The organism is Ekhidna sp., from assembly GCF_965247405.1.
Classification (GTDB): Bacteria; Bacteroidota; Bacteroidia; order Cytophagales; family Cyclobacteriaceae; genus Ekhidna.
In genome coordinates this window covers 3,613,388-3,633,513 of sequence record NZ_OZ252014.1, presented here as the reverse complement: position 1 = coordinate 3,633,513, position 20,126 = coordinate 3,613,388, and the positions used below count along the sequence as shown (strand labels likewise).

Genomic DNA, 20,126 nt, shown 5'->3' with positions numbered 1-20,126 from the left:
CTCGGGGCGCACTCCTGCTAGCTTGGCGTTAGCACTTATCACCGCACCGAAATGAAGCATCTATTACTTCTCTGTTTCTTTCTTCTTTCCTCTCAACTTTCCCACTCTCAAACGTTTCTCGAAGATTACTATGAGGCAAAACGACCTAACTGGGAAAAAGAGATCACAGAAGAGATGATCTCCCAAGTCGACCCAAAAATGGACAGCATGTTTAGAGCCGTAACTGGCAAAGGTTGGCTCGAAACACAGATGGGTAACGAAAAGAAAGCAACTGAACAAAAGATTGAGGTGATGAAACAAATTCTGAACCTTGCTACCGAACTGAACACATCTAAGCAGTTGTATTTAGTGGAAGAAAGCGTTCAAATGCCTCCAACTAACTTCTCTCGAACTGGGTTCGTAAAAGGCGAAGGCACAACGACATTTTTCATATATGACTTTTCTAAACCAGACACTGTTTACACCTCTGCAGACTTTCTTTCTGGAAGCATAACTGAACAACAGAGTAAGGCAAGAGAAATCATACTGAACCTCATAGAAAAGAACGACCTGAAAAGACTAGTTGAACTGGCCAAGATGGAAGTTTCGCTCTCCGAACAAAATCCTGAACTACGTCCTAGTTATGAGTATGAGGTCATCTACTACAACCCAGAACGTAAAAAGAAAATCGAGTCGATTTACCTGCATGAGTGGATTGTGAACTTGAAATAAGACAAGTGCTAACAGTTGCTAAGCGGCATTTGTCAGCGTGCCATTCACAACCTGATCTGCAACTGTCCCACTCCGGCGCACCTTCTGAAAATTTACAAGCCTTAGCAACTGCAGTGGTTCTGGGGTATATCTTTCAGAACGCATTTTCTTCGAGATAGCTTTTGAGGGGTGGTGCACCTTCGTTACTTTTAGTGCTTTCAAGCTAACTGTGGACAAACCGCCGCTTAGCTTGGCGTTATGAGCCATTGAAGCTCCCTCATGAATCACAAGGAATATTACACGAACACCTTACGCCAACTTGAAAACTTCTTAGACCTAGCTATAGATGTCACTGACGCAACTGCTGGTCAGAGCAATGTACCTTGGAACTTAGTTCGTGGACATCAACTCTACAACAGGCTAACTGTAACATGCATGAGTTTCATCCACCTTCTTCCTGAAAACAGGTACTTCCCAAGTGACTTTAAATTTTGGGACTTCTTTTCTGCTGCTACTTTAGCTAGGAACTTTATTGAGAACTATTATTTCTTTTTCTATGTCTGCGTTGACGAAGTAGAACCCAGCGAAACTGAATTCAGACTACTTCTATTGACTTATCACCTTAACAACGAAAAATTCAAATTTTATAAAGAAGCGAATAAGACAGAAATACTGGCAGAGTTCGAACAAAACCTACCTAATGATAAAAGAAAGATAACCGAACATCCATTCTTCCAGAAATTAGATCGCAAAATGCAAGGAGATATTTTGAAAGGAATAAAATTCAAATACCTATCCAACAAAGAGATATCTCAACGAATACCGTTTGATACTAGCGAGTTTGAACCTCTTTATCGCTTTTTTTCGAATCAAGCTCATTCAACTCCATGGGCATTCTTCACTCAGGATAACCAAAGAGGAAGAGGTCAAGAAAATGAAGCAGAGGTTAGTTACATAACAATGGCCATCGAATTCGTCTCTAAGTATTTAATGGCAGCTATTCTGGACATGATTAAACTATTTCCAGAGTCGACAAAAAAACTGGATGCAAGAAAAATCGAATTCATAAAAAAGGAATTTGAACAAAAGAAAAAGGGCTCATAACAAACGATATAGCGCATGGCCTTACTTAGCAATCTGCCAAGAGTCTGCAAAACATCCCGCTTATCTGCCGCCAGGAAAGTGATTTGCTTTCTACTTGCCTCAGCTCGTGGGAGATTTTATCTGGAATGGTGCAGTGCCAGTCTGATACTTTGAATACACCGGCAGATAAGCTACTTTTATAGCTATTAATTAAGCTCGGAGGCCACAGCGCCATATCTGGGCGTTAGAGATCATATCGCGGCATTGAACAAATTTTCACTAACCTTTTCACTTTTTCTCTTTTCAACCATTGAACTCTTTGCCAGAGCTGGTGGAGGAGGTGGCGGTTTCTTTCATACCTTATCTCGTAACCCCATAACTTTTGTCTTTGCATTTGTAGTAGCATTGATAATTGGAGTCATCATCCGACTAAGAATTATACGAACTCGCAAGCGACTTGCTCGATTTGCAGAACTAGATAAGACATGGGATTTCAAGAAACTAAAGCAGACGGTTGAACATACATATTTCAAGGTGCAGAACGCTTGGAATGATGACAATCTTGAACCAGTTCAGCACTTGCTAACAGAAAAGATGTCCAAGAAATTGAGATTTCAGTTGGACTATTACAAGAAGATCAACAAGAAGAATATCCTGGAAGAAATTAAACTGAACTCTGTTGATATTATTTCCGCGAAGGATTACGAAGATAATTCTAAAGATATGTTTAAAGCCTCCATTTCAGGATCTATGATCGACTATGATCTGAACTTGAAAACTGGTAAGAAGCACGGTAACCATAGATTTTCAGAGTCATTCGGTGAACTCTGGACTTTCAAACGAAGTGAAGATAGTTGGCTGCTTGACGAAATTAAGAGTTAATAAACGATCTCTAACATGCGCTAGCGATGCAGATGTCAGACTGCTTCTAGCAAATTTCGTTGGAACTTATCGCTCCCCTTCCCTTCTGTGACTTTCTGTTCGTTGAAGAACTGTAGGCAGTTCTGGCGGATGTCTAGGTCAACGCAGTGTTTCATAGAAAGCGTTGTGCGTGTGGTTCAGGTTCGCTAGTTTTATCAGAAATTGCTCAGTTCGGGACATCCGCCCGCTAGCTGAGCGTTGGAGAGCATACCGCACTACCGAAATGAAAACTCACTTATTCTTCACCTTTCTCTTTCTAACTCTTACGAACTTATCATTTAGTCAGGTAACTCGCTGGTCACTTGAAGATTCGATAAGTCGAGATTATCTAAAGGAACTTGTGTTTGCAACTGACACACCTGAGTATGTTCGATACTTTCCTATGAACATGGAAGAGTATCTCGACCACTTCCATCCAGTGCATATTAACCTTGACGATGAGATTGACTTAATCTTTAATGGTCCATCCGGGGGAGAGTCTTATTCTGTAGAAATCTATATTAACAAAGACGGTAAACTTGAACTTGTTGAGTCCGATGTTGGAGCGATCAAGAACGTAACTCGAAAATTTCCAGACGCCCCATTAACAATGGATTTTCTACAATATGGTTGTTGCGATGATCCCATTAACTTCCTACAACAATGGACTATTCTGCCTAACAACCCAAGTACTGTAATTCGATCATCTAAATACTACTTCTTGGATGAAACTGAGTTCCCAGAATCGTGGAACACGATGGTAAAATTCAGAGTAACGAATACTCCATACACGCTTCGTGCAACTCCTGAAATTATCAACGACAAGCCTCTAACTTACCATTACGAACAAGGCAATAAACTTGCTGAATATTCTGACGGAGACATTGGTTTTGCAATTAACTCTAAAACTGATGAAACTGGTAGAGTTTGGTGGTTCGTAGCTATGAACCCGCCTAACAAAGACGGCTACTCCGTTTACAAAATCCGAAGGAACGAAAAATGGTTAGGCTGGATGAGCAGTCGATTTGTAGAGAAAATCAAATAAACGCTCTCCAACAGTTGCTAAGCGGCATTTGTCAGCGTGCTATTCACAACCTGATCTGCGACTGTCCCACTTCGGTACACCTTCTGAAAGTTGAAAAGCCTTAGCAACTGTAGTGCTTCTGGAGTTTATCTTTCACAACGCATTTTCTTCGGGATAGCTTTTGAGGGGTGGTACACCTTCGTTACTTTTAGTGCTTTCAAGCAAGTGGTGGACAAACCGCCGCTTAGCGAGACTTTATCGGGGCATGGTCTGTGTTTTATATTAACAGGCTGAAGGTTTTCAACAGATCATTTGGGAATGGGACAGTTTTCGAGGCTTTGAGGGGGAAGTGAGCCACACTTCTAAATAAGTTTTTCGCGGTGATACCGTGAGAAAGTCTTGCTTTCTACTAACGCGTGAGACGCTTTATGAAAAACTTGAAGTGAGGAAGTTAGCCGTTTTTTACGACTTTTTCAAGTCAGGCTAACTGAATCTCACTAAAAAAGATGAGAAAACAGCAATGATTATGGATTTCAAATGACCTTCTGTTGCAGCTTCTCTCCACGACTCCTTATCGTGCCATAAAAGAGCATCTCGAAGAAGCAAAACCTCTGAGGCCAACTCACCAGTTGCATCCTGGATCGCAAGGTGAAACATCAGCCCACTACGTTTATGAATAAACGCCCCATAACATTCGGTAGGAAATGAATGCCCTTACGCGGTATTCTGCCACTTATCCAAGGTTAGCCCGGCAATCTGACTGAGCTAAATGAAACAGCCCTTCATTCCAGTCAGATCCCATCCCTTCGGGTCCTAAAAAACTTGAGGAAGGATGAGAGGGACCCGCCCACCTTGTAGATAACTGTCAGATTACCTACTTTCGAATCTATTAAATGAGCGTAGGGCACTCATCCTACCTCAACGTTACCCATCATACACGCATGCAGCCAAGAGTTATATTTATCATCATCTTAGGTATCTTCGTTTACATCGGTTACTCGAATGACTATCCACGCGAACTGGTGAACTTAGTTCTAGCAACTGCATTATTGGGAGTTCAACTATTCGAAGTATTCCAAACACGTAAAAAACTAAGATCTTCAAAGTCTTTCGAAATCAGAACTACTCAGTGGGTTGGCGGATTAGCGTTTACTGGGCTATTGATTTATCATTTTACAGGCGCACCCTTGAACTCACTTAACATTTTCGCAATCTCAATTCTAGTCATAACTGGTATCGTGAACGTGGTGAACAACAGAACTATTAAGTATTTACTTCAACCCTCTGGAATCCGAAACCTTACTAACAACAAGTTTGTAGACATAGACACCATAACTGCAATAAACATTCAATCAGACAAACTAACGGTGGACACTAACAAGTACCAGAACGAGCTGGTCATCAAGGCATCCAAACTTGTCAACCCTAGCTGGGATGAACTAACTAGTGAACTAGAAAAACTTCACAAAAACGATGGGTAACAAGCACTAGCGCGAATATGCCTAAGTGCTTTCTGCTAGATTCAGTGCAACTTGACCGCTTCACCGCCCATTCTGCTACTTTCATTTCCCCTCCCTCCTTTTCGTCTTTCTGGGATAAGACTTGTGGAGCGCAGTTCTTCGTGGATTCCGTTGCGGAGGTTGGGCAGTTTCGCTAGTTTAGTGCTCTTTACAACTAGTGGGCATACTCTCGCTAGTTAGACGTTACAGGCAATTCTCTTCTATGCGTAGACTCCTCACTATACTAACTTTTCTGCCAACTCTCCTTCATGGACAGAACATGGCTAATAGTGTCGGCGTGGTAATGTTGGGCGAACAGTATGACAATACCGATCACAAGATTGAACTGCTGAACGAAGATGGATCCGTTTGGTATCTGGTGGACTGTTATGAACCACTGAACTACAACCCTGATTTTAGAATTCTCGCATTCAAACCTGACTACTTTCTATTCAAGATTAAATGCAAAAGAGAAACACAAACACATTATGAAGTAGTGGTCAACGAGGAAACTGGCCTAACGAAATCTTTAAAGAAGTCTGACAAAATCAAGCTTGTTAACTGGGAAAAGTATGTGACAGATGTCTTTTCCGTAGACTTTGAACCAACGGATATTCAGGTTTTGGATAACATTGACGGAACTCCCATTTCCGAACAACCAAAAAGTGAAAACCTCATGATTCCAAAAGAAGTAAAAGGAGATTGGATGCGGATTATTTGGACTCCTGGAAATTATGAATATCCATCGGACAACTCTAACGTTCAATCTGGCTGGATAAGGTGGCGAACGAACAACCGAATAACGGTAACACTTTATCACCTCTCATAAATGAAAAGCCTGTAACAGGCGATATAGCGAATGGCCAAACTGCCTATCTGATGCTTTAGTGCAATCCGACCGTAATCTGCCCATTCTGCTAGCATTTGTGCTTTTAGCCACCTTTCTCTTTCTGGATTTTGACTTGCAGAACGCAGTGCTTCGTAGATGCCGTTGTGGGTATTGGGCAGTTTCACTATTTTAGAGGTGTTTACAAAGGGTATGGCCACTCGCCATATCTAGACGTTATCATCAATTCCCCACATAGAACTTAATTCTGAACAATGAAAATACTCCTAAAACTGAAGCACTGGCAACTTTTTGGACTCACATGGGGAGGTGCATTTCTGATGAACATTTTTACTTTTTCCGACCCTACAATGATGCTCAAGCTATTTCCATACATGATGGTTCTTTTTACTGTTGGTACTTTCGGATGGATTTGGGCTATTTCAACAAGTTTGAATTCAAAACTTCCAGAAGGTGTGACGCTCAACTCTAAAAGGTTTCGAGTTCTATTCATGATTCCAATAATCTACATGTTGGCTATTTTGATTTGGACAGGACAGGCTTTTTCTGGAGGTGGTAGCTCGAACGAACTGGAAAACGTAAACCCTGGTGCAATTGCGGCGATCATTGTTCCTCTTCACCTGCTATCAATGGTTATTATTATTTGGGGAATTCGATTTGCGGCTAAGACCATGAAATCAGTTGAACTCGGACGAATGGCAAAATTTGGAGATTATGCCGGTGAGTTCTTCCTCATTTGGTTCTCGGTTATTGGCTACTGGATTCTACAACCTCGATTGAACAAACTTATAGAGGATCAATAAGTGCAGATAGATGGCAAAGAAACGTTACACAGAATTAACTGACCAACAACTTTTTGACGGAATCGCTGCTTGCTACAACAACGCATTGAACCACTTTAACAATGCGCTTTTTAACAGCGAGAATCATGGGCTCGGAATAGCACTTTTTGTTATTTCTGTTGAAGAACTTATCAAAGCAAATGCACTTTATCATTGTTATTTAGGATTAGAAGAACAGGCAACTATTGAAATTGCATTCAACTCCAATGACAAGCATAAATCTCGATTGAAGATGGCTCTTGGGTTGAACTCATCTCATCAACTTATGGAACGATTAGATTTAGTTGTCAACATCGAGAAAAAGGTTTTGAACTCCAATCTAGAATTGAATTTAGGAGATTTATTTAACCCAGATCGTTTGAAATCCTTCTTTGAAGAATCCCAGGAATTGTTGAAGGATGATATTGCCGAACTCAGTGAATCGTCAGAAGAAATTAAAAAGGAATTCGAACAGCATGCGAACTGGTTTCTACATGCACAACATAAAAAAGAAAGAGGGCTTTACGCCGACCTAACTAACAATAAATGGGAAGTCCCATCATCATTGTCTTCCAAAGATTATGATGAAGCCAAAAGTCATGCAACACCAATCTTTGAGCAAATCAGCGGGCCAATTAAAACGATCATTGAATCACCTGAACTAATTCGAAATTTGCTTAGAGCAACTGCCAAAAACTTTATTGAAATGGCTAAAACTGATGATAACAATCGCTAGCACGAATGCGCCAACTGCCACTTTACAGACTTCTGTGCAAACATCACCATGAATCAGCCGCTGGGAAAGGTCGGTGCTTTCTACAGACTTCAGCTCGCAGGAGCTTTCATCTTTCTGAACGCAGCGGTTATTTGATACTTTGTGAGCACCGGCAGATTCATTAGTTTTATCGGAACTTGCTAAGCTCGGGGCGCACTCCTGCTAGCTTGGCGTTACAGCACATAATCTGCTAGATGGATAAAATTCTCTTAATCAAGTTACTCGCAATTGGAATTACCATCTTTTACATCTTTCGTAACAACGAGCGAACTTCCAACTGGATTGGTGGTCTGCTAGCTGCTTCTTTCGGGCTAACTCTTTTCGGATCTGGCGCTTTGACTTCTATAGCGATCATTCTTTACACCTTAACTCTTGTCGCAACTCTGTTTCTGGTGCTGACTGGCAAGATTGTGAACGAACAACGAACCCTATTTTCGGTTTTTCTTCTGCTTGCAATTATCAACTCAACTCCTATGTTGCTGAACCTACCGAATTATGGAATATTCTATTACCTGGCTATTATAGGAACTCTGCTTTACGGATATTTTCAACTGAAGCACAGAACTGTGAACATCCTCGTAGTAACTTCTATCCCTGTAATTAGCTTCATCTTAACTCTCTCAGAACTGATTAACTGAAAGTATAAAAACGTGCTGTAACAGGCACTAGCGCGAATATGCCTGTGTGCTTTCTGTCAGTTTCAGTGCAACTTGACCGCTTCACCGCCCATTCTGCTACTTTTATTCCCTTCCCTCCTTCTTGTCTTTCTGGATTTAGACTTTCTCAACGCAGTGCTTCGTAGATACTGTTGCGGAGGTTGGGCAGTTTCGCTAGTTTAGTGCTCTTTACAACTAGTGGGCATACTCTCGCTAGTTAGACGTTAGAGTTAATCTATTCAATGCGATACACCCTAATCTTCATTTTAATTTCTTCTTTTATCATCTCTTGTTCAACTGAGAAGAGAGACTCTTCAAGTGAACAATCAAAAGAGATCAATAATCCTTCAGAGCCAGAGACTGAAAAACCAATTGAGAAGCTCAAACTAGGAATTATTCAAACGAACTTAAAAGGAGATACTATAAACTTCGATGATCCTTTCACTGCTCGAATCTGTTTCGATTACGATAGCAGAACTGGTTGGAAAGTTGATGATTCGGACTCTCTTGAGAACTTATCCATGACCATTTGTTTTGACAACAGAACTCTCGGAACAATCGAACTTCTAAAGAAATGGCCATATGACTGCACCTACATGAACGACAAAAAATTCGTCATTAAGAACTCTAGTCAAATTCCAAAAGTGGGTAAACCAACTATGCAATTTGCAGGTTGGCCTTACCATATGGTATACAGACCAGTAGTGATTAACTCCCAACCATATTATAAAGACCCGTTGAAGTGGAGACCCTTTGTTCCTTCAGAATCAGATTCAACATTAATTCATGAATGGCTATCTGAGGAATACTTTCAGTCAGATACAGCTATAATTAATAAAATCCTCAAGTCATACAGTACAGCAGACAGAACACGAAAACTTGTGAACCTCCATTTGAATGATGGATTCCAAATAAAAATCCCATACAAAGAACAATTCAAAATCTACGATGGTGAAGCTTTTACACCATATGCTAGATATAATCTATGGTTCTTGATTCGTGATGATAACGAGGTTCAGCAAATCTCACCGTTCTTAACCTTAGTTGACGCTGGTGATTATAATAACAACGATCAAGTTGAAGTCATATTTATGATTCAAGATTATAACTATGATGGTTTTGTTATGTACTACAACGATTTTGAAGATCTTGTCCAATACGGTTGGAGATATCACTAAGAGACTAACTCTAACAGTTGCTAAGCGGCATTTGTCAGCGTGCTATTCACAACATGCTTCGCTACTTGCCCACTTCGGTGCACCTTCTGAAAGTTGAGAAGCCTTATCAACTGTAGTGCTTCTGGACTTTATCTTTCATAACGCATTTTCTTCGAGGAAGCTTTTGAGGGGTGGTGCACCTTCGTTACTTTTAGTGCTTTCAAACAAGTGGTGGACAAACCGCCGCTTAGCGAGACGTTATCGGCAATCATGAAGAATCCCATAGCCATATTTCTCATCTTAATTTGCACCAGAACTTTCGCCTGTGATTGTGAATGGGCGGGTAACTTTTTGGAGATGGCAGTCAACTCAGAAGTAGTTGCTTTAGTAAAAGTGAAGAGGTACAACAACTTTTTTCAGTTTACTGGCGGACTAACTTCGGACGAACACCAACAACCACTTTCGGCAACCTTCGAGATTGTCGAACTTCTACGTGGTGACGAACAACGAACCGAAATTGAAGTTTTTGGAGATCCTGGCAACTTATGCCGACCATACATTGATTACCTAACAGCTGGAGAATATTATGTTGTTGCTCTGAACAAATCTGATGGAATTGATCATGGTGGCGGAATTGTTGAAACTCCAAACGACTATGTTCTTTGGAACTGTGGTGAATTTTGGATCAACTATGACAAGTCTAACAACTCCGTAACTGGCAGAATTCTCGAACGGAAGAAGAAGCCTAAAAATTTGGACTACAACGAACTAACGGCCAAACTGAAAGGCGAAAAAAGCCGATAACAGGCGATATAGCGAATGTCCAAACTGCCTATCTGATGCTTCGGCGCAATCCGATCGTTTCACTGCCCATTCTGCTGACATTTGTGCTTCTAGCCACTTTTGTCTTTCTGGATTTAGACTTTCAGAGCCCAGTGCATTGTGGATACTGTTGCGGGGGTTGGGCAGTTTCACTACCTTGGTAGATATTTGAAAGGATATGGCCACTCGCCATATCTGATCGTTACAGCGCATTATCTTCTTTACGCATATCTCTGAACTATCTTGACTAGATGTAACTTTTAAGTTACCTTTGTCGTATGAACAAGATCCGAGAGGTCATTGCTTACAAACACTATTTTGAAGAGTTTCTGAACAGTCAAACAACAAAAGTTCAGGATAAGATTTTCAAGATCATTGAAGCAATTGAGACTCTCGAACGAGTTCCCAGCAATTATCTGAAGCATTTAACCGGAACGGACGGTCTTTATGAAGCAAGAATTCAACTGGGTTCGAACATTTGGAGAGTGTTCTGCTTTTTTGATGGGAACCAACTTGTAATTCTTCTGAACGGTTTTCAAAAGAAGACTCAGAAAACGCCAAGGAAGGAAATTGAAAGAGCTGAACGATTAATGAAAGAATATTATCAAGATAAAGCGAGCGAACATGGAAACTAAATCTTGGAAAACTATTAAAGATGACGTCTATGGAAAGAAAGGAACTCCTAGACGTGACCAACTCGAAAGAGAAGCTGAGGGACTGAAAATTGGTTTACTCCTTCGTCAGGCACGTGAACAAAAACACTTGACTCAACAGCAGCTTGGTGAACTTGTGGACAAGAAGCGAACCTATATCTCAAGAGTTGAGAACGACGGAAGCAACTTAACTCTTAAAACGCTCTACGACATAGTCGAGAAAGGACTAGGAGGTAAAGTAACTATCAGCATAGACGTATAAAACAGCGCTGTAACAGTTGCTAAGCGGCATTTGTCAATGTGCTATTCACAATCTGATCTGCAACTGTCCCACTTTGGCGCACCTTCTGAAAGTTGAGCAGCCTTAGCAACTGTGTTGCTTCTGGACTTTATCTTTCACAACGCATTTTCTTCGAGTAAGCTTTTGAGGGGTGGTGCACCTTCGTTACTTTTAGTGCTTTCAAGCTAAGAATGGACAAACCGCCGCTTAGCTAGACGTTAGAGAGCACGTCTCACAGATCAACTTTCCTGCTAAATCTTCGTAACTTTGAATTATGGAATGGCGAGAACATGTAATATCAGACAACAAAGTGCTTTTAGGTAAGCCAACAGTCAAGGGAACTAGAATTTCCGTTGAACATATCATTGGTCTGCTCGCTCAAGGATGGACTGAACAACAAATTCTTGAGAATTACCCTCGCTTGACAAACGAATCCTTACAAGCTGTATTCTCTTACATACAGGACTGCATGAAGGACGGACTTCTTTATTCGAACGCCTAACTAGCAATTACATTGAAATTTCTTGCGAACGAGAATGTTCCAATTGCGAGTGTCAACTACTTGAAATCAAAAGGATTTGATATCACTTCAATTGGTGTTGATGATCCGGGAACAGCGGACGAACATGTGATGAAGTTGGCGATGGAACAAGACCGAACTATCATTACTTATGATAGTGATTATGGTGAACTCATTTTTAAACATGGATTCAAACCGAACGCAGGTGTCATTTTCATCAGACAGCAACCAACTGACCCATTAGAAACAGCAAAGGTAATTGACCGACTAACTTCTAATTCCAACTTAACATTTGAACGAACTTTGACAGTTGTAGACTCAAGCTCTTTGAGACAAAAGAAATACTAACGCTCTCTAACAGTTGCTAGGTGACATTTGTCAGCATGCTATTCACACTCTGATCTGCAACTGTCCCACTTCGGTGCACCTTCTGAAAGTTGATGAGCCTTAGCAACTGTAGTGCTTCTGGACTTTATCTTTCGCAACGCATTTTCTTCGAGTTAGCTTTTGAGGGGTGGTGCACCTTCGTTACTTTTAGTGCTTTCAAGCTAAGTGTGGACAAACCGCCGCTTAGCGAGACGTTAGCAAAAATAATCGCTATGAAAAAAGGCATGCTCTTCGTTTTTACAATAGTAACTTCCTTAACGGTTACTGGACAAACTCTAGATCAAAAATATGCGAAGGATGTTGAGTCGATAGACGCTATTATAACTGCCTACTACGATGTTGTTTCAGGCTCAAGTAATGAACCCTGGGAATTTGAAAGGGATAATTACATTCATTCAAAAAGTGCATTTATCACAAGAATCGATGAAAACGGAAGAGCTGATACCCATTCACTGGAGGCAGAATATATACCCATTGGATTATCACCAAGAGAAGATTTCTTTGAAAAAGAACTAAAACGGAAAGTGAGTCGGTATGGTAACATTGCACAAGTATGGAGTGCATTTGAAATACGAACAGATCCAAACATTGAATCTTCTATTAGAGGACTTAACAGCATACAATTGCATTACGAAAACGGTCGCTGGTGGATTGACAGTTGGACAACTGAAATGGAATCAGAAGGCAATAGCCTAGTAACTACTTTCCTGAATAACGAATGAACTTTTGCCAACAAACGATATGGTCGCATGGCCTTACTTAGCTATCTGCTGAGAATCTGCTTAGCATCCCGCTTATCTGCCGCCAAGCAACTGATGTGCTTTCCATCTTCTTTATCTAGTGGGAGTTTTGAATCTGCATGGCGCAGTGCCTATCTGATACTTTGTGAACACCGGCAGATAAGCTACTTTTATCGCTATTAACAAAGCTCGGACCACACAGCATTTTACCTGAGTGTTAGCATCTATATCTTCAGAGCGTAAAATTCGTTATCTTTATAATATGACGATTGAACAGAAAAAAATATCACTCATTAACTGGATTACTAACTTGGATGATGAGACCGTGATTAATCAGATTGAAGGTTTTCGAAAAACCTCAATAAGTGAACTCCCAAAAGAAATCGTCGAACTTTTGAATATCGCCGCTTCTGAGCCAATTGAAAATTGTGTCGAACATACATCGGCTCAAGACATTTTAAATATAAAGGAAGAATGAAGAAAGTAATCTGGGCTCCAACTGCTAGGAGATCTCTCAGACGAACTTCTGACTTCATATCTGAACTTTGGAACGAACAAGTAAAATCAGAATTCCTAAATCAACTTAACTTTCGTGTTGATCAGATAAGGAGAAACGCAGAACTCACACCTACTTTTCAAGATAGCGAGGTTCGCAAACTGGTAATTCACAAGTCTGTATCGCTATACTATTTGAACGACCCTGAACATATTAGATTGCTATTAATATGGGACAACCGACAAAATCCGGCTGATCTCTACAAGCAATTAACAGATTCTAACAAGCGATAAAAATGCATGTGGCTGCTGCCTATCTGCCACTTTCAGTGCAACTGAACCGCGATTTCTGGCTTTTGGAGATGCCCGTGCTTTCTACACTTCTTATCTCATATCGGTAAAATGCTTGTGGAACGTGCTGTATCTGAACCGTTGTGAGCCTGAGCCAGAATCGCTACTTTTATCGGTATTAAAAAAGCTCGGAGGCCACAACGCCATATCTGGGCGTTATAGAGCATAATCACCATGCGCAAAAAGATATTGACCTACTCATTTTACGTTCTAACTCTCTTAACTCTTTTGATATATAACTTCATCACTAAGACTGAAGCAGAGAAATATGAACAGCAATATCAAGAAGTACTGAATAGCAACTCTGAATCTCTTGAACTATTTGAAGAACTCCATGCTAAAGAGGACAGTATCACAAAACTCAGTAACAGAATTAATGAACTAACTAACCAAGATGGAGAAGAAGATTGATTGGGTTATGACAGTGTTTATCATTCTGGTAATAGTCCTTGCGTTCAACATTGGACAGAATACAAACGAACGTGCTAACAACAAAGAAGCATACGAACAAGCTTCATATCTCGTGAACAACGAACTTGATGAGACGAAAGCAAAAATTGCAGCCAAGGACAGCCTAATTCAACGGCTGAACTCAGTAATCGAGCTGCTCGAAAAATAAGCTCTATAACAAGCGCTAGCAATGCAGATGTCAGACTGCTTCTAGCAAGTTTCGTAGGAACCCACCGCTCTCCTTCCCTTCTGTTACTTTCAGTGCGTTGAAGAACTGTAGGCAGTTCTGGCGGATGTCTGGGTTAACGCAGTGTTTCATAGAAAGCGTTGTGCGTGTGGTTCAGGTTCGCTAGTTTTATCAGAAATTGCTCAGTTCGGGACATCCGCCCGCTAGCTGAGCGTTAGCATCTATATCTTCAGATCGTAAAATTCGTTAACTTTATATCATGACGATCGAACAGAAGAAAATATCGCTTATTAACTGGATAACAAACTTGGAGGACGAAGTAGTTCTAGATCAGATCGCAGGAATTCAGAAATTATCTCTGGACGATCTACCAGACTCTATTGTTGAGCTTTTGAAAATTGCTGAGGCGGAACCCGATGATAGTTTAACTGTTCATACATCAGTCCGTGATATACTAAAATGAAAGAAGTTCGTTGGACTGAAACTGCCAAAAAGACCCTACGAGAAACTTCAGACTTTATCCTTGAACTCTGGAACAACCAGATCAACGAGAACTTCTTAGATCAACTGGAGTATCGAATAAGTCAATTACAACATAACCCGGAACTAGGTCCATCATTTGAGAACACTCATTACCGAAAGCTGGTGATTCATAAGACTATCTCGCTCTACTATGTCAACAAACCTACCTATATCAAGCTTCTTGTAATATGGGATAATAGATCTGATCCTGACCAACTTCTTGAAAAACTAACAAATGCTAGCATGCGCTAGCGATGCAGATGTCAAACTGCTACTAGCAATTATCGCAGGAACTTATCGCTCTCCTTCCCTTCTGTGACTTTCTGTGCGTTGAAGAACTAATAGCATGCACGTTCTTCTTCAATTACAGCCTTCCGAATGGAAAACGGAGACAGGCAAGTCCACTGTCTGACCTTCTGCAATAACCACGGCATCAGGATAAGTATTCTTAACTTCTTCCATGGTGGTACGTCCCCATAGCCGAAAATCGTATTTTTTTAAACGTGAGTCTTTATACATTCCTGATACTCCTTCATCATTAATGGGCCACCAAAGACTTTCTGAGTTCCTATCCCATAAAATGAAGCTTTCCAATCCATCAAATGCGTTGGGGTCTTTGTAAGTGAACCCACTAACCCCAAAAGTCAATACATCATTGCAATAGGTTCTTTCATATACAGCCACAAGATCCGCCAAGTAGCAATAGACGGCCATTACAGGAACCCCATTAACAACATCATTAATTAGCTCATGCCTCCGTAAAATCCTAAACGGATATACTTTAACGTATGGTGAAGCTTGCAAAATAAGTGCATCCATACTATCAGGATATCGGTCTTTTACCTCCTCTAATGGAACGTATTCTGGCTTGATTAACGCCGGAAAGCTTTCTCGACCAGCCCCGTTTCCAAGATAGCAGGGATTCAATTCCCAATCAGTAATATTAAAATGTGTAGTAGAATCCTCTCCTCCATACAAAAACTGTTTATCATCCTTTTGATAATATTTTCCAGTTGCAATTATACCCGAGCTGCATTCCTCGATGCTGGGTTCCTCTTCTATAGATACCAAGTCAGTGCCTTCACATGCAATTAGCAGAAAAATGAACAATACGCTGGTGAATTTATAAATAGGCATGGTATTCAATAATTTATTTCTCATAACGAATCCATATCCAGAAAAATTCCTACCGCAAATGAGGCTGATGCTAATGATAGCTGACCTGAAAGTGGCTTTGTATAATTAAGGGCAAGTCCCCATTTATCAGTGAAATTGATAATTAATTCTGGAGAAATGATGGTGGACTCGTAATTGTTTCCTGACAAATAGGTTCCAAACAATGACTCATTTAGAGAGCCATTATATAGGGATTGCACACTCATAAACCTTATCAGAGGAGTTAGTATACCTAGACTAATACCTGCTTCCAAACCATAACGAAATTCATCTGAGAAGCCACTTGAGCGATTATTATACGCTCCAAAAGCTAAGAAATAAGGGTAATGCTTACCAATCTTCATTGATCCTCCCACGTCCAATCTCAGCATCTGATTGAACTCTCCATCTCCTGTCTGGAGTGATCCATCGTACCCTCCATCAGACTGTCCTAATGGCAGACCAAGAACCAAAGAGGTCGTTATAATTATAGGATTATCAGTCAGCAATGCATATTTTAAGGTAATCTCTGAATCACCAACACCACTTACCTTATCTCCCTCTTCTATAACATTCCCATTGGTTGCATTCTTTTGCTCAAACAAGGTGTGTTTACTAAAAAATGGAAAGTAAACTATTCCGGTAAGACGATCTGTAAATCCGTATTCTGCATAAATACTCGTATTCCCAATACTCCTGGTGCGTGAATCAAAAATGTGTCCTGTTTCAGAATAAAACTGATCATAGACAACCCACCATTGATTGAGTTTGAAGTAGAATCCTCTTTTTGGCTGAGGCCAGCTAGCATAACTTCCCCAAACCATGCAGATAGCAATAAAAAAGGTTACTAGTGATTTCATGCGTTCGTTTCAACAAGTAAATATCCTGAAATGAACATAACTTCCATGTCAAGGTCTTGACAATACTAAAAAAAACCTTTGCGGGAGAGGTAGATATTGTACTATTGATTCCCCACCTTCTCCTCCAACTCCGCATACCAGCTTTCTCCATACTTTCGGATCAGAGCATCTTTAAGGAATTTGTAGACAGGGACTTTAAGCTCCTTGCCCAGATCACAGGCCGGTGCGCAGATTTGCCAGCGATCATAGTTGAGTGCTTCAAAATCGGGTAGCTTCGCTACACGTATCGGGTACAAGTGACAGGAGATGGGTTTCTTCCAGTCCGTTTTGCCCTCTTTATGTGCCTGTTCGATGCTGCATTTCAATATCCCTTTTTCATCATAAAAAGCAAAGGCACATTCTTTTCCATTGATTGTTGTAGTGGAATAATCGCCATCCTCATCCAGAAGATAGCCTCCCTCCTTTTCCAATACCTCAATAGCTTCTTTAGTCAGATAGGGCTTTACCAGTTCGATCACCTTTTCAATCTCAGGCAATTCCTCCTTTAGCAATGGAGCTCCCAGGTCTCCCTCTACACAGCAGGCTCCTTTACATTTCGTCAAATCACACACAAACTGCTCGTCTATCACATCATCTGAAACCAGCGTATTTCCTACCTCAATCATATTTTCAAATTTTCTTCAAAATTATGGAACAATTTTGAACTTCGATCGTTATACGCTTGTACATTATATGTACATACATTTATTCAAAAAAACGAAGACTTAACACAAAAAACCATGATTAAAACATTTATCATTCTAGCTGCATTACTAAGTAGTGAGGCAAAAGAAAAGTATAACGTAAACATAGAGGAAAGCGCCGTGGAGTGGACTGGGAGAAAAGTAACCGGTCAGCATAATGGAGTGATCACGCTGAAAGGCGGAAGATTGGAGATGGAAGAAGGATTATTAGTAGGTGGAATATTCACCATCGACATGGCCACCATCGAAAACAGAGATTTGAGTGGTGAAATGAAAGGGAAATTAGAAGGACACCTTAAGTCCAGTGATTTCTTTGGTGTAGAAAAATACCCAACGGCCACTTTCGTCATCACAAAGGCGGTACCACAGGGACCAGGAAAATACAAAATTATTGGTAACATCACGATAAAGGAAAACACCGAGGAGATTCAGTTTTCTGCAGATGTAAACGAACAGGATGGTAAGATCACTGCATCAGCGGATATCACCATCGACCGATCAAAATTTGACGTTCGATATGGATCAGGAAGTTTCTTTGACAACCTGGGTGACAAAACAATTTATGACAATTTCGATTTAAGTGTAAGCTTAGTAGCGAGTAAGTGATAGTAGTTAGTGATTAGGTGATGGGCCGTTCCGAGCAATCGGGCGGCCTTTTTTTTTGCATAAATGGTAACTATTTGTGCAAGATTTTTAATTGATGTGTAATGACTTTTGCGGCCGATAATCATTAACCATCAATGAATTTTAATGACCGCCTAAAGCTGTATCCACTAAGGCTAACCTATGACGTACAGAAGAAAGATTGGATGGTTTATAGAGGTAAGGTATTGCTAGTGCAAGGTAGCAGAAAAAAATGCGAGCTTTTCATTCGAAAAGCTCAGCATTCCCAAAATGATTAATTACTGAACAAATCGCTCCCAGGTAACCAATGAGCAACCTTGAGCAGACTGATACGAAGCATAAATAAGTTCTGTATTGTTCAGAGCACGTAACTCAAAATCAACACTCGTCTCACCATCTATATTAATTGCATTTTTAGCTGAAGAAGACCATGCCCAGGTTCTGGCTATATATCCATCGCCTGAAGCTCCCTGTCTTACCCGTATATTACCAGAAGAGGTAAATGCATAATAAACGTCGGTTTGTGATAGATCTTCATCATCCCCACACTCTTCTGAGCTAAAATCAATTTTACTCACATTCTGCTTCCACCACTTATAGGTTTGTGCTGTTCTTCCAGAAGCATCTTCACCTGTAAGCACAAAATCCCGTTCATCAACAGACACGATTTCTCCAGAAGGAACATCAGAAAAAGGATCGGTATCGCCATCATCACTGCCACATGCTGCCACAATCGCAGCTAAAAAAATTACATAGAGTTTTTTCATCACTTAAATTTTAAAATTGATTCAAGCGCAAAATCCATGATTGAGACATCAATGGCAATACCTATTTGGGGGTATTTATTTAGAAATGCTTCCAGCCCTGCGCCTGTAGTTCTACCACATTCTGGCTTCTGGTAACAAATGTTTTGCCTTTAGACTTGGCCTGCATATACCCAATGGTATGGATATCCGCGTGATTTTTGATCTTTTCAAAATCATCCTGACCAATCGTGAAAAGAAGCTCATAATCCTCTCCCCCATTCATTGCACAGGAATTTGGATCAATACTGAATTCTGCCGCAGTTTCAAAGGCTTCCTTTTCAATTGGAAGTTTATCTTCATAGATCGCCACTCCCAGACCAGATTGCTTACACAAGTGAAAAGCTTCTGATGCCAGTCCGTCAGATACATCAATCATAGACGTAGGCCGGATACCCAGGTCTTTAAACTCATGAACGATATCCATTCGAGCTTTCGGTCGTAGCTGCCTACCTACCACATACTCATATTTCGTCAGTTGTGGCTGCATATCCGGGTTAGCCAGATATTCCTGCTTTTCTCTTTCCAATACCTGCAAACCAACGAATGCACCTCCCAAATCCCCGGTCACACACAGGATGTCATTTTCCATTGCTCCATTCCTGTAAACAATGTTGTCTCGCTGCACCTCACCGATAGCAGTTACAGAAATCACTAGTCCGGATGCAGAAGACGTTGTATCACCGCCAACCAAGTCCACGTTATATTCGTCACAGGCTGCTTTCACCCCTTCATAGATCGCCTCTACGGCCTCTACTGAGAAACGATTGCTGAGTCCTAGGTTGATTGTGATTTGCGTTGGAGTGCCGTTCATCGCTGCAATATCAGATATATTCACTGCCACTGCTTTGTAGCCAAGGTGCGGCAAGGGCATGTATGATAAATCAAAGTGAACGCCTTCCAGTAACATATCAGTAGTAGTAAGAAGATACTTATCACCCAAATCAAAGACGGCTGTATCATCACCGATCCCTTTGACTGTTTTTTTGTTTTTCGGCTCAAACTTTTCGGCTATTCGGTCGATTAGACCAAACTCGCCAATCTCACCTATTTCTGTTCTTTTTTCGTCGCTCATTATCTCA

The 20,126-nt window shown here is 40.8% G+C and carries 29 protein-coding genes; 23 read left to right on the top strand and 6 right to left on the bottom strand.

Features of this window, described 5'->3' with window-relative positions:
• Positions 1-51: 51 nt before the first annotated feature.
• The 4 genes from ACP14Y_RS16820 to ACP14Y_RS16805 all read left to right on the top strand — a co-directional run bounded on the left by ACP14Y_RS16820 (position 52) and on the right by ACP14Y_RS16805 (position 3,718).
• The gene (locus ACP14Y_RS16820) at positions 52-711 is read left to right on the top strand and encodes a hypothetical protein (protein ID WP_424964060.1); all 660 of its coding nucleotides are present in this window, start codon (positions 52-54) and stop codon (positions 709-711) included.
• A 258-nt stretch (positions 712-969) separates the two neighbouring features.
• Positions 970-1,794 carry a DUF5677 domain-containing protein gene (locus ACP14Y_RS16815; RefSeq protein WP_424964059.1) on the top strand — a complete coding sequence of 275 codons (825 nt, stop codon included), beginning with the start codon at positions 970-972 and terminating at the stop codon, positions 1,792-1,794.
• Positions 1,795-2,037: 243 nt separating this feature from the next.
• Positions 2,038-2,655 (top strand): Tim44 domain-containing protein, encoded by a 618-nt coding sequence (locus ACP14Y_RS16810; RefSeq protein ID WP_424964058.1) that lies wholly within the window; start codon positions 2,038-2,040, stop codon positions 2,653-2,655.
• 262 nt (positions 2,656-2,917) lie between these two features.
• A complete protein-coding gene (locus ACP14Y_RS16805; protein ID WP_424964057.1) occupies positions 2,918-3,718 on the top strand; it encodes a hypothetical protein in 801 nt (266 codons plus the stop codon).
• Positions 3,719-4,180: 462 nt separating this feature from the next.
• Here the strand turns inward: ACP14Y_RS16805 and ACP14Y_RS16800 are convergent, their stop codons facing one another.
• Positions 4,181-4,354 carry a hypothetical protein gene (locus ACP14Y_RS16800; RefSeq protein ID WP_424964056.1) on the bottom strand — a complete coding sequence of 58 codons (174 nt, stop codon included), beginning with the start codon at positions 4,352-4,354 and terminating at the stop codon, positions 4,181-4,183.
• 236 nt (positions 4,355-4,590) lie between these two features.
• On the opposite strand from ACP14Y_RS16800, the gene ACP14Y_RS16795 reads away from it, so the two are divergent.
• The 18 genes from ACP14Y_RS16795 (at position 4,591) to ACP14Y_RS16710 (ending at position 15,111) form a co-directional block, all read left to right on the top strand.
• Positions 4,591-5,178: a hypothetical protein gene (locus ACP14Y_RS16795; RefSeq protein ID WP_424964055.1), complete on the top strand. Its 588-nt coding sequence runs from the start codon at positions 4,591-4,593 to the stop codon at positions 5,176-5,178.
• A gap of 241 nt (positions 5,179-5,419) precedes the next feature.
• On the top strand, positions 5,420-6,025 hold the full coding sequence (locus ACP14Y_RS16790; RefSeq protein ID WP_424964053.1) for a hypothetical protein: 606 nt from the start codon (positions 5,420-5,422) through the stop codon (positions 6,023-6,025).
• A gap of 272 nt (positions 6,026-6,297) precedes the next feature.
• Positions 6,298-6,846, top strand: coding sequence for a hypothetical protein (locus tag ACP14Y_RS16785; RefSeq protein WP_424964052.1), 549 nt, complete (start codon positions 6,298-6,300; stop codon positions 6,844-6,846).
• A gap of 10 nt (positions 6,847-6,856) precedes the next feature.
• Positions 6,857-7,600 (top strand): hypothetical protein, encoded by a 744-nt coding sequence (locus ACP14Y_RS16780; protein WP_424964050.1) that lies wholly within the window; start codon positions 6,857-6,859, stop codon positions 7,598-7,600.
• 233 nt (positions 7,601-7,833) lie between these two features.
• Positions 7,834-8,277 (top strand): hypothetical protein, encoded by a 444-nt coding sequence (locus tag ACP14Y_RS16775; protein ID WP_424964049.1) that lies wholly within the window; start codon positions 7,834-7,836, stop codon positions 8,275-8,277.
• Positions 8,278-8,537: 260 nt separating this feature from the next.
• Positions 8,538-9,473 carry a hypothetical protein gene (locus tag ACP14Y_RS16770; protein WP_424964048.1) on the top strand — a complete coding sequence of 312 codons (936 nt, stop codon included), beginning with the start codon at positions 8,538-8,540 and terminating at the stop codon, positions 9,471-9,473.
• 249 nt (positions 9,474-9,722) lie between these two features.
• Entirely contained in the window at positions 9,723-10,256 is a 534-nt protein-coding gene (locus ACP14Y_RS16765) for a hypothetical protein (protein ID WP_424964047.1), read from the top strand.
• A 296-nt stretch (positions 10,257-10,552) separates the two neighbouring features.
• Entirely contained in the window at positions 10,553-10,909 is a 357-nt protein-coding gene (locus ACP14Y_RS16760; protein ID WP_424964046.1) for a type II toxin-antitoxin system RelE/ParE family toxin, read from the top strand.
• Positions 10,899-11,189 carry a helix-turn-helix transcriptional regulator gene (locus ACP14Y_RS16755; RefSeq protein WP_424964045.1) on the top strand — a complete coding sequence of 97 codons (291 nt, stop codon included), beginning with the start codon at positions 10,899-10,901 and terminating at the stop codon, positions 11,187-11,189. The genes ACP14Y_RS16760 and ACP14Y_RS16755 overlap by 11 nt, the downstream gene beginning before the upstream one ends.
• Positions 11,190-11,481: 292 nt before the next feature.
• On the top strand, positions 11,482-11,709 hold the full coding sequence (locus ACP14Y_RS16750) for a DUF433 domain-containing protein (RefSeq protein ID WP_424964044.1): 228 nt from the start codon (positions 11,482-11,484) through the stop codon (positions 11,707-11,709).
• A 12-nt stretch (positions 11,710-11,721) separates the two neighbouring features.
• Entirely contained in the window at positions 11,722-12,075 is a 354-nt protein-coding gene (locus tag ACP14Y_RS16745; protein WP_424964043.1) for a DUF5615 family PIN-like protein, read from the top strand.
• Between the two features lie 251 nt (positions 12,076-12,326).
• Positions 12,327-12,836 (top strand): hypothetical protein, encoded by a 510-nt coding sequence (locus ACP14Y_RS16740; RefSeq protein ID WP_424964042.1) that lies wholly within the window; start codon positions 12,327-12,329, stop codon positions 12,834-12,836.
• A 280-nt stretch (positions 12,837-13,116) separates the two neighbouring features.
• Positions 13,117-13,332 carry a hypothetical protein gene (locus tag ACP14Y_RS16735; protein ID WP_424964041.1) on the top strand — a complete coding sequence of 72 codons (216 nt, stop codon included), beginning with the start codon at positions 13,117-13,119 and terminating at the stop codon, positions 13,330-13,332.
• Positions 13,329-13,643, top strand: a complete 315-nt coding sequence (locus tag ACP14Y_RS16730; RefSeq protein WP_424964040.1) for a type II toxin-antitoxin system RelE/ParE family toxin — start codon at positions 13,329-13,331, stop codon at positions 13,641-13,643. Before ACP14Y_RS16735 ends, ACP14Y_RS16730 begins: the two co-directional genes overlap by 4 nt.
• 231 nt (positions 13,644-13,874) lie before the next feature.
• Positions 13,875-14,111 (top strand): hypothetical protein, encoded by a 237-nt coding sequence (locus tag ACP14Y_RS16725; RefSeq protein ID WP_424964039.1) that lies wholly within the window; start codon positions 13,875-13,877, stop codon positions 14,109-14,111.
• Entirely contained in the window at positions 14,095-14,319 is a 225-nt protein-coding gene (locus tag ACP14Y_RS16720) for a hypothetical protein (protein WP_424964038.1), read from the top strand. Before ACP14Y_RS16725 ends, ACP14Y_RS16720 begins: the two co-directional genes overlap by 17 nt.
• Before the next feature lie 277 nt (positions 14,320-14,596).
• Entirely contained in the window at positions 14,597-14,800 is a 204-nt protein-coding gene (locus ACP14Y_RS16715; protein WP_424964037.1) for a hypothetical protein, read from the top strand.
• Complete coding sequence (locus tag ACP14Y_RS16710) at positions 14,797-15,111, top strand: type II toxin-antitoxin system RelE/ParE family toxin (RefSeq protein ID WP_424964036.1); 315 nt, start codon at positions 14,797-14,799, stop codon at positions 15,109-15,111. Before ACP14Y_RS16715 ends, ACP14Y_RS16710 begins: the two co-directional genes overlap by 4 nt.
• A 108-nt stretch (positions 15,112-15,219) precedes the next feature.
• On the opposite strand, the gene ACP14Y_RS16705 is transcribed toward ACP14Y_RS16710, so the two are convergent.
• The 3 genes from ACP14Y_RS16705 to ACP14Y_RS16695 all read right to left on the bottom strand — a co-directional run bounded on the left by ACP14Y_RS16705 (position 15,220) and on the right by ACP14Y_RS16695 (position 17,539).
• The gene (locus tag ACP14Y_RS16705; protein ID WP_424964035.1) at positions 15,220-16,020 is read right to left on the bottom strand and encodes a DUF3179 domain-containing (seleno)protein; all 801 of its coding nucleotides are present in this window, start codon (positions 16,018-16,020) and stop codon (positions 15,220-15,222) included.
• Positions 16,017-16,874 carry a hypothetical protein gene (locus tag ACP14Y_RS16700; protein WP_424964034.1) on the bottom strand — a complete coding sequence of 286 codons (858 nt, stop codon included), beginning with the start codon at positions 16,872-16,874 and terminating at the stop codon, positions 16,017-16,019. Before ACP14Y_RS16700 ends, ACP14Y_RS16705 begins: the two co-directional genes overlap by 4 nt.
• Positions 16,875-16,975: 101 nt before the next feature.
• A complete protein-coding gene (locus ACP14Y_RS16695; protein WP_424964033.1) occupies positions 16,976-17,539 on the bottom strand; it encodes a DUF3109 family protein in 564 nt (187 codons plus the stop codon).
• 114 nt (positions 17,540-17,653) lie between these two features.
• On the opposite strand from ACP14Y_RS16695, the gene ACP14Y_RS16690 reads away from it, so the two are divergent.
• Complete coding sequence (locus ACP14Y_RS16690) at positions 17,654-18,223, top strand: YceI family protein (RefSeq protein WP_424964032.1); 570 nt, start codon at positions 17,654-17,656, stop codon at positions 18,221-18,223.
• 296 nt (positions 18,224-18,519) lie between these two features.
• Here ACP14Y_RS16690 and ACP14Y_RS16685 read toward each other — a convergent pair whose 3' ends face one another.
• Together ACP14Y_RS16685 and thiL are read right to left on the bottom strand one after the other, a co-directional pair.
• Positions 18,520-19,008: a hypothetical protein gene (locus ACP14Y_RS16685; RefSeq protein WP_424964031.1), complete on the bottom strand. Its 489-nt coding sequence runs from the start codon at positions 19,006-19,008 to the stop codon at positions 18,520-18,522.
• 79 nt (positions 19,009-19,087) lie between these two features.
• On the bottom strand, positions 19,088-20,119 hold the full coding sequence (gene thiL, locus ACP14Y_RS16680; RefSeq protein WP_424964030.1) for a thiamine-phosphate kinase: 1,032 nt from the start codon (positions 20,117-20,119) through the stop codon (positions 19,088-19,090).
• Between the last annotated feature and the right edge of the window lie 7 nt (positions 20,120-20,126).

Excerpts from the sequence above, each read along its gene's own strand:
- ACP14Y_RS16815 (WP_424964059.1), top strand. The coding sequence starts at position 970 with ATGAATCACAAGGAATATTACACGAACACCTTACGCCAACTTGAAAAC.
- ACP14Y_RS16800 (WP_424964056.1), bottom strand. The coding sequence starts at position 4,354 with ATGTTTCACCTTGCGATCCAGGATGCAACTGGTGAGTTGGCCTCAGAG.
- ACP14Y_RS16775 (WP_424964049.1), top strand. The coding sequence starts at position 7,834 with ATGGATAAAATTCTCTTAATCAAGTTACTCGCAATTGGAATTACCATC.
- ACP14Y_RS16700 (WP_424964034.1), bottom strand. The coding sequence starts at position 16,874 with ATGAAATCACTAGTAACCTTTTTTATTGCTATCTGCATGGTTTGGGGA.
- ACP14Y_RS16705 (WP_424964035.1), bottom strand. The coding sequence starts at position 16,020 with ATGAGAAATAAATTATTGAATACCATGCCTATTTATAAATTCACCAGC.
- ACP14Y_RS16730 (WP_424964040.1), top strand. The coding sequence starts at position 13,329 with ATGAAGAAAGTAATCTGGGCTCCAACTGCTAGGAGATCTCTCAGACGA.
- ACP14Y_RS16690 (WP_424964032.1), top strand. The coding sequence starts at position 17,654 with ATGATTAAAACATTTATCATTCTAGCTGCATTACTAAGTAGTGAGGCA.
- ACP14Y_RS16685 (WP_424964031.1), bottom strand. The coding sequence starts at position 19,008 with ATGAAAAAACTCTATGTAATTTTTTTAGCTGCGATTGTGGCAGCATGT.
- ACP14Y_RS16715 (WP_424964037.1), top strand. The coding sequence starts at position 14,597 with ATGACGATCGAACAGAAGAAAATATCGCTTATTAACTGGATAACAAAC.
- ACP14Y_RS16765 (WP_424964047.1), top strand. The coding sequence starts at position 9,723 with ATGAAGAATCCCATAGCCATATTTCTCATCTTAATTTGCACCAGAACT.
- ACP14Y_RS16780 (WP_424964050.1), top strand. The coding sequence starts at position 6,857 with ATGGCAAAGAAACGTTACACAGAATTAACTGACCAACAACTTTTTGAC.
- ACP14Y_RS16795 (WP_424964055.1), top strand. The coding sequence starts at position 4,591 with ATGAGCGTAGGGCACTCATCCTACCTCAACGTTACCCATCATACACGC.
- ACP14Y_RS16760 (WP_424964046.1), top strand. The coding sequence starts at position 10,553 with ATGAACAAGATCCGAGAGGTCATTGCTTACAAACACTATTTTGAAGAG.
- ACP14Y_RS16750 (WP_424964044.1), top strand. The coding sequence starts at position 11,482 with ATGGAATGGCGAGAACATGTAATATCAGACAACAAAGTGCTTTTAGGT.
- ACP14Y_RS16695 (WP_424964033.1), bottom strand. The coding sequence starts at position 17,539 with ATGATTGAGGTAGGAAATACGCTGGTTTCAGATGATGTGATAGACGAG.
- ACP14Y_RS16805 (WP_424964057.1), top strand. The coding sequence starts at position 2,918 with ATGAAAACTCACTTATTCTTCACCTTTCTCTTTCTAACTCTTACGAAC.
- ACP14Y_RS16725 (WP_424964039.1), top strand. The coding sequence starts at position 13,875 with ATGCGCAAAAAGATATTGACCTACTCATTTTACGTTCTAACTCTCTTA.
- ACP14Y_RS16770 (WP_424964048.1), top strand. The coding sequence starts at position 8,538 with ATGCGATACACCCTAATCTTCATTTTAATTTCTTCTTTTATCATCTCT.
- ACP14Y_RS16740 (WP_424964042.1), top strand. The coding sequence starts at position 12,327 with ATGAAAAAAGGCATGCTCTTCGTTTTTACAATAGTAACTTCCTTAACG.
- ACP14Y_RS16755 (WP_424964045.1), top strand. The coding sequence starts at position 10,899 with ATGGAAACTAAATCTTGGAAAACTATTAAAGATGACGTCTATGGAAAG.
- ACP14Y_RS16710 (WP_424964036.1), top strand. The coding sequence starts at position 14,797 with ATGAAAGAAGTTCGTTGGACTGAAACTGCCAAAAAGACCCTACGAGAA.
- thiL (WP_424964030.1), bottom strand. The coding sequence starts at position 20,119 with ATGAGCGACGAAAAAAGAACAGAAATAGGTGAGATTGGCGAGTTTGGT.
- ACP14Y_RS16785 (WP_424964052.1), top strand. The coding sequence starts at position 6,298 with ATGAAAATACTCCTAAAACTGAAGCACTGGCAACTTTTTGGACTCACA.
- ACP14Y_RS16820 (WP_424964060.1), top strand. The coding sequence starts at position 52 with ATGAAGCATCTATTACTTCTCTGTTTCTTTCTTCTTTCCTCTCAACTT.
- ACP14Y_RS16720 (WP_424964038.1), top strand. The coding sequence starts at position 14,095 with ATGGAGAAGAAGATTGATTGGGTTATGACAGTGTTTATCATTCTGGTA.
- ACP14Y_RS16790 (WP_424964053.1), top strand. The coding sequence starts at position 5,420 with ATGCGTAGACTCCTCACTATACTAACTTTTCTGCCAACTCTCCTTCAT.
- ACP14Y_RS16735 (WP_424964041.1), top strand. The coding sequence starts at position 13,117 with ATGACGATTGAACAGAAAAAAATATCACTCATTAACTGGATTACTAAC.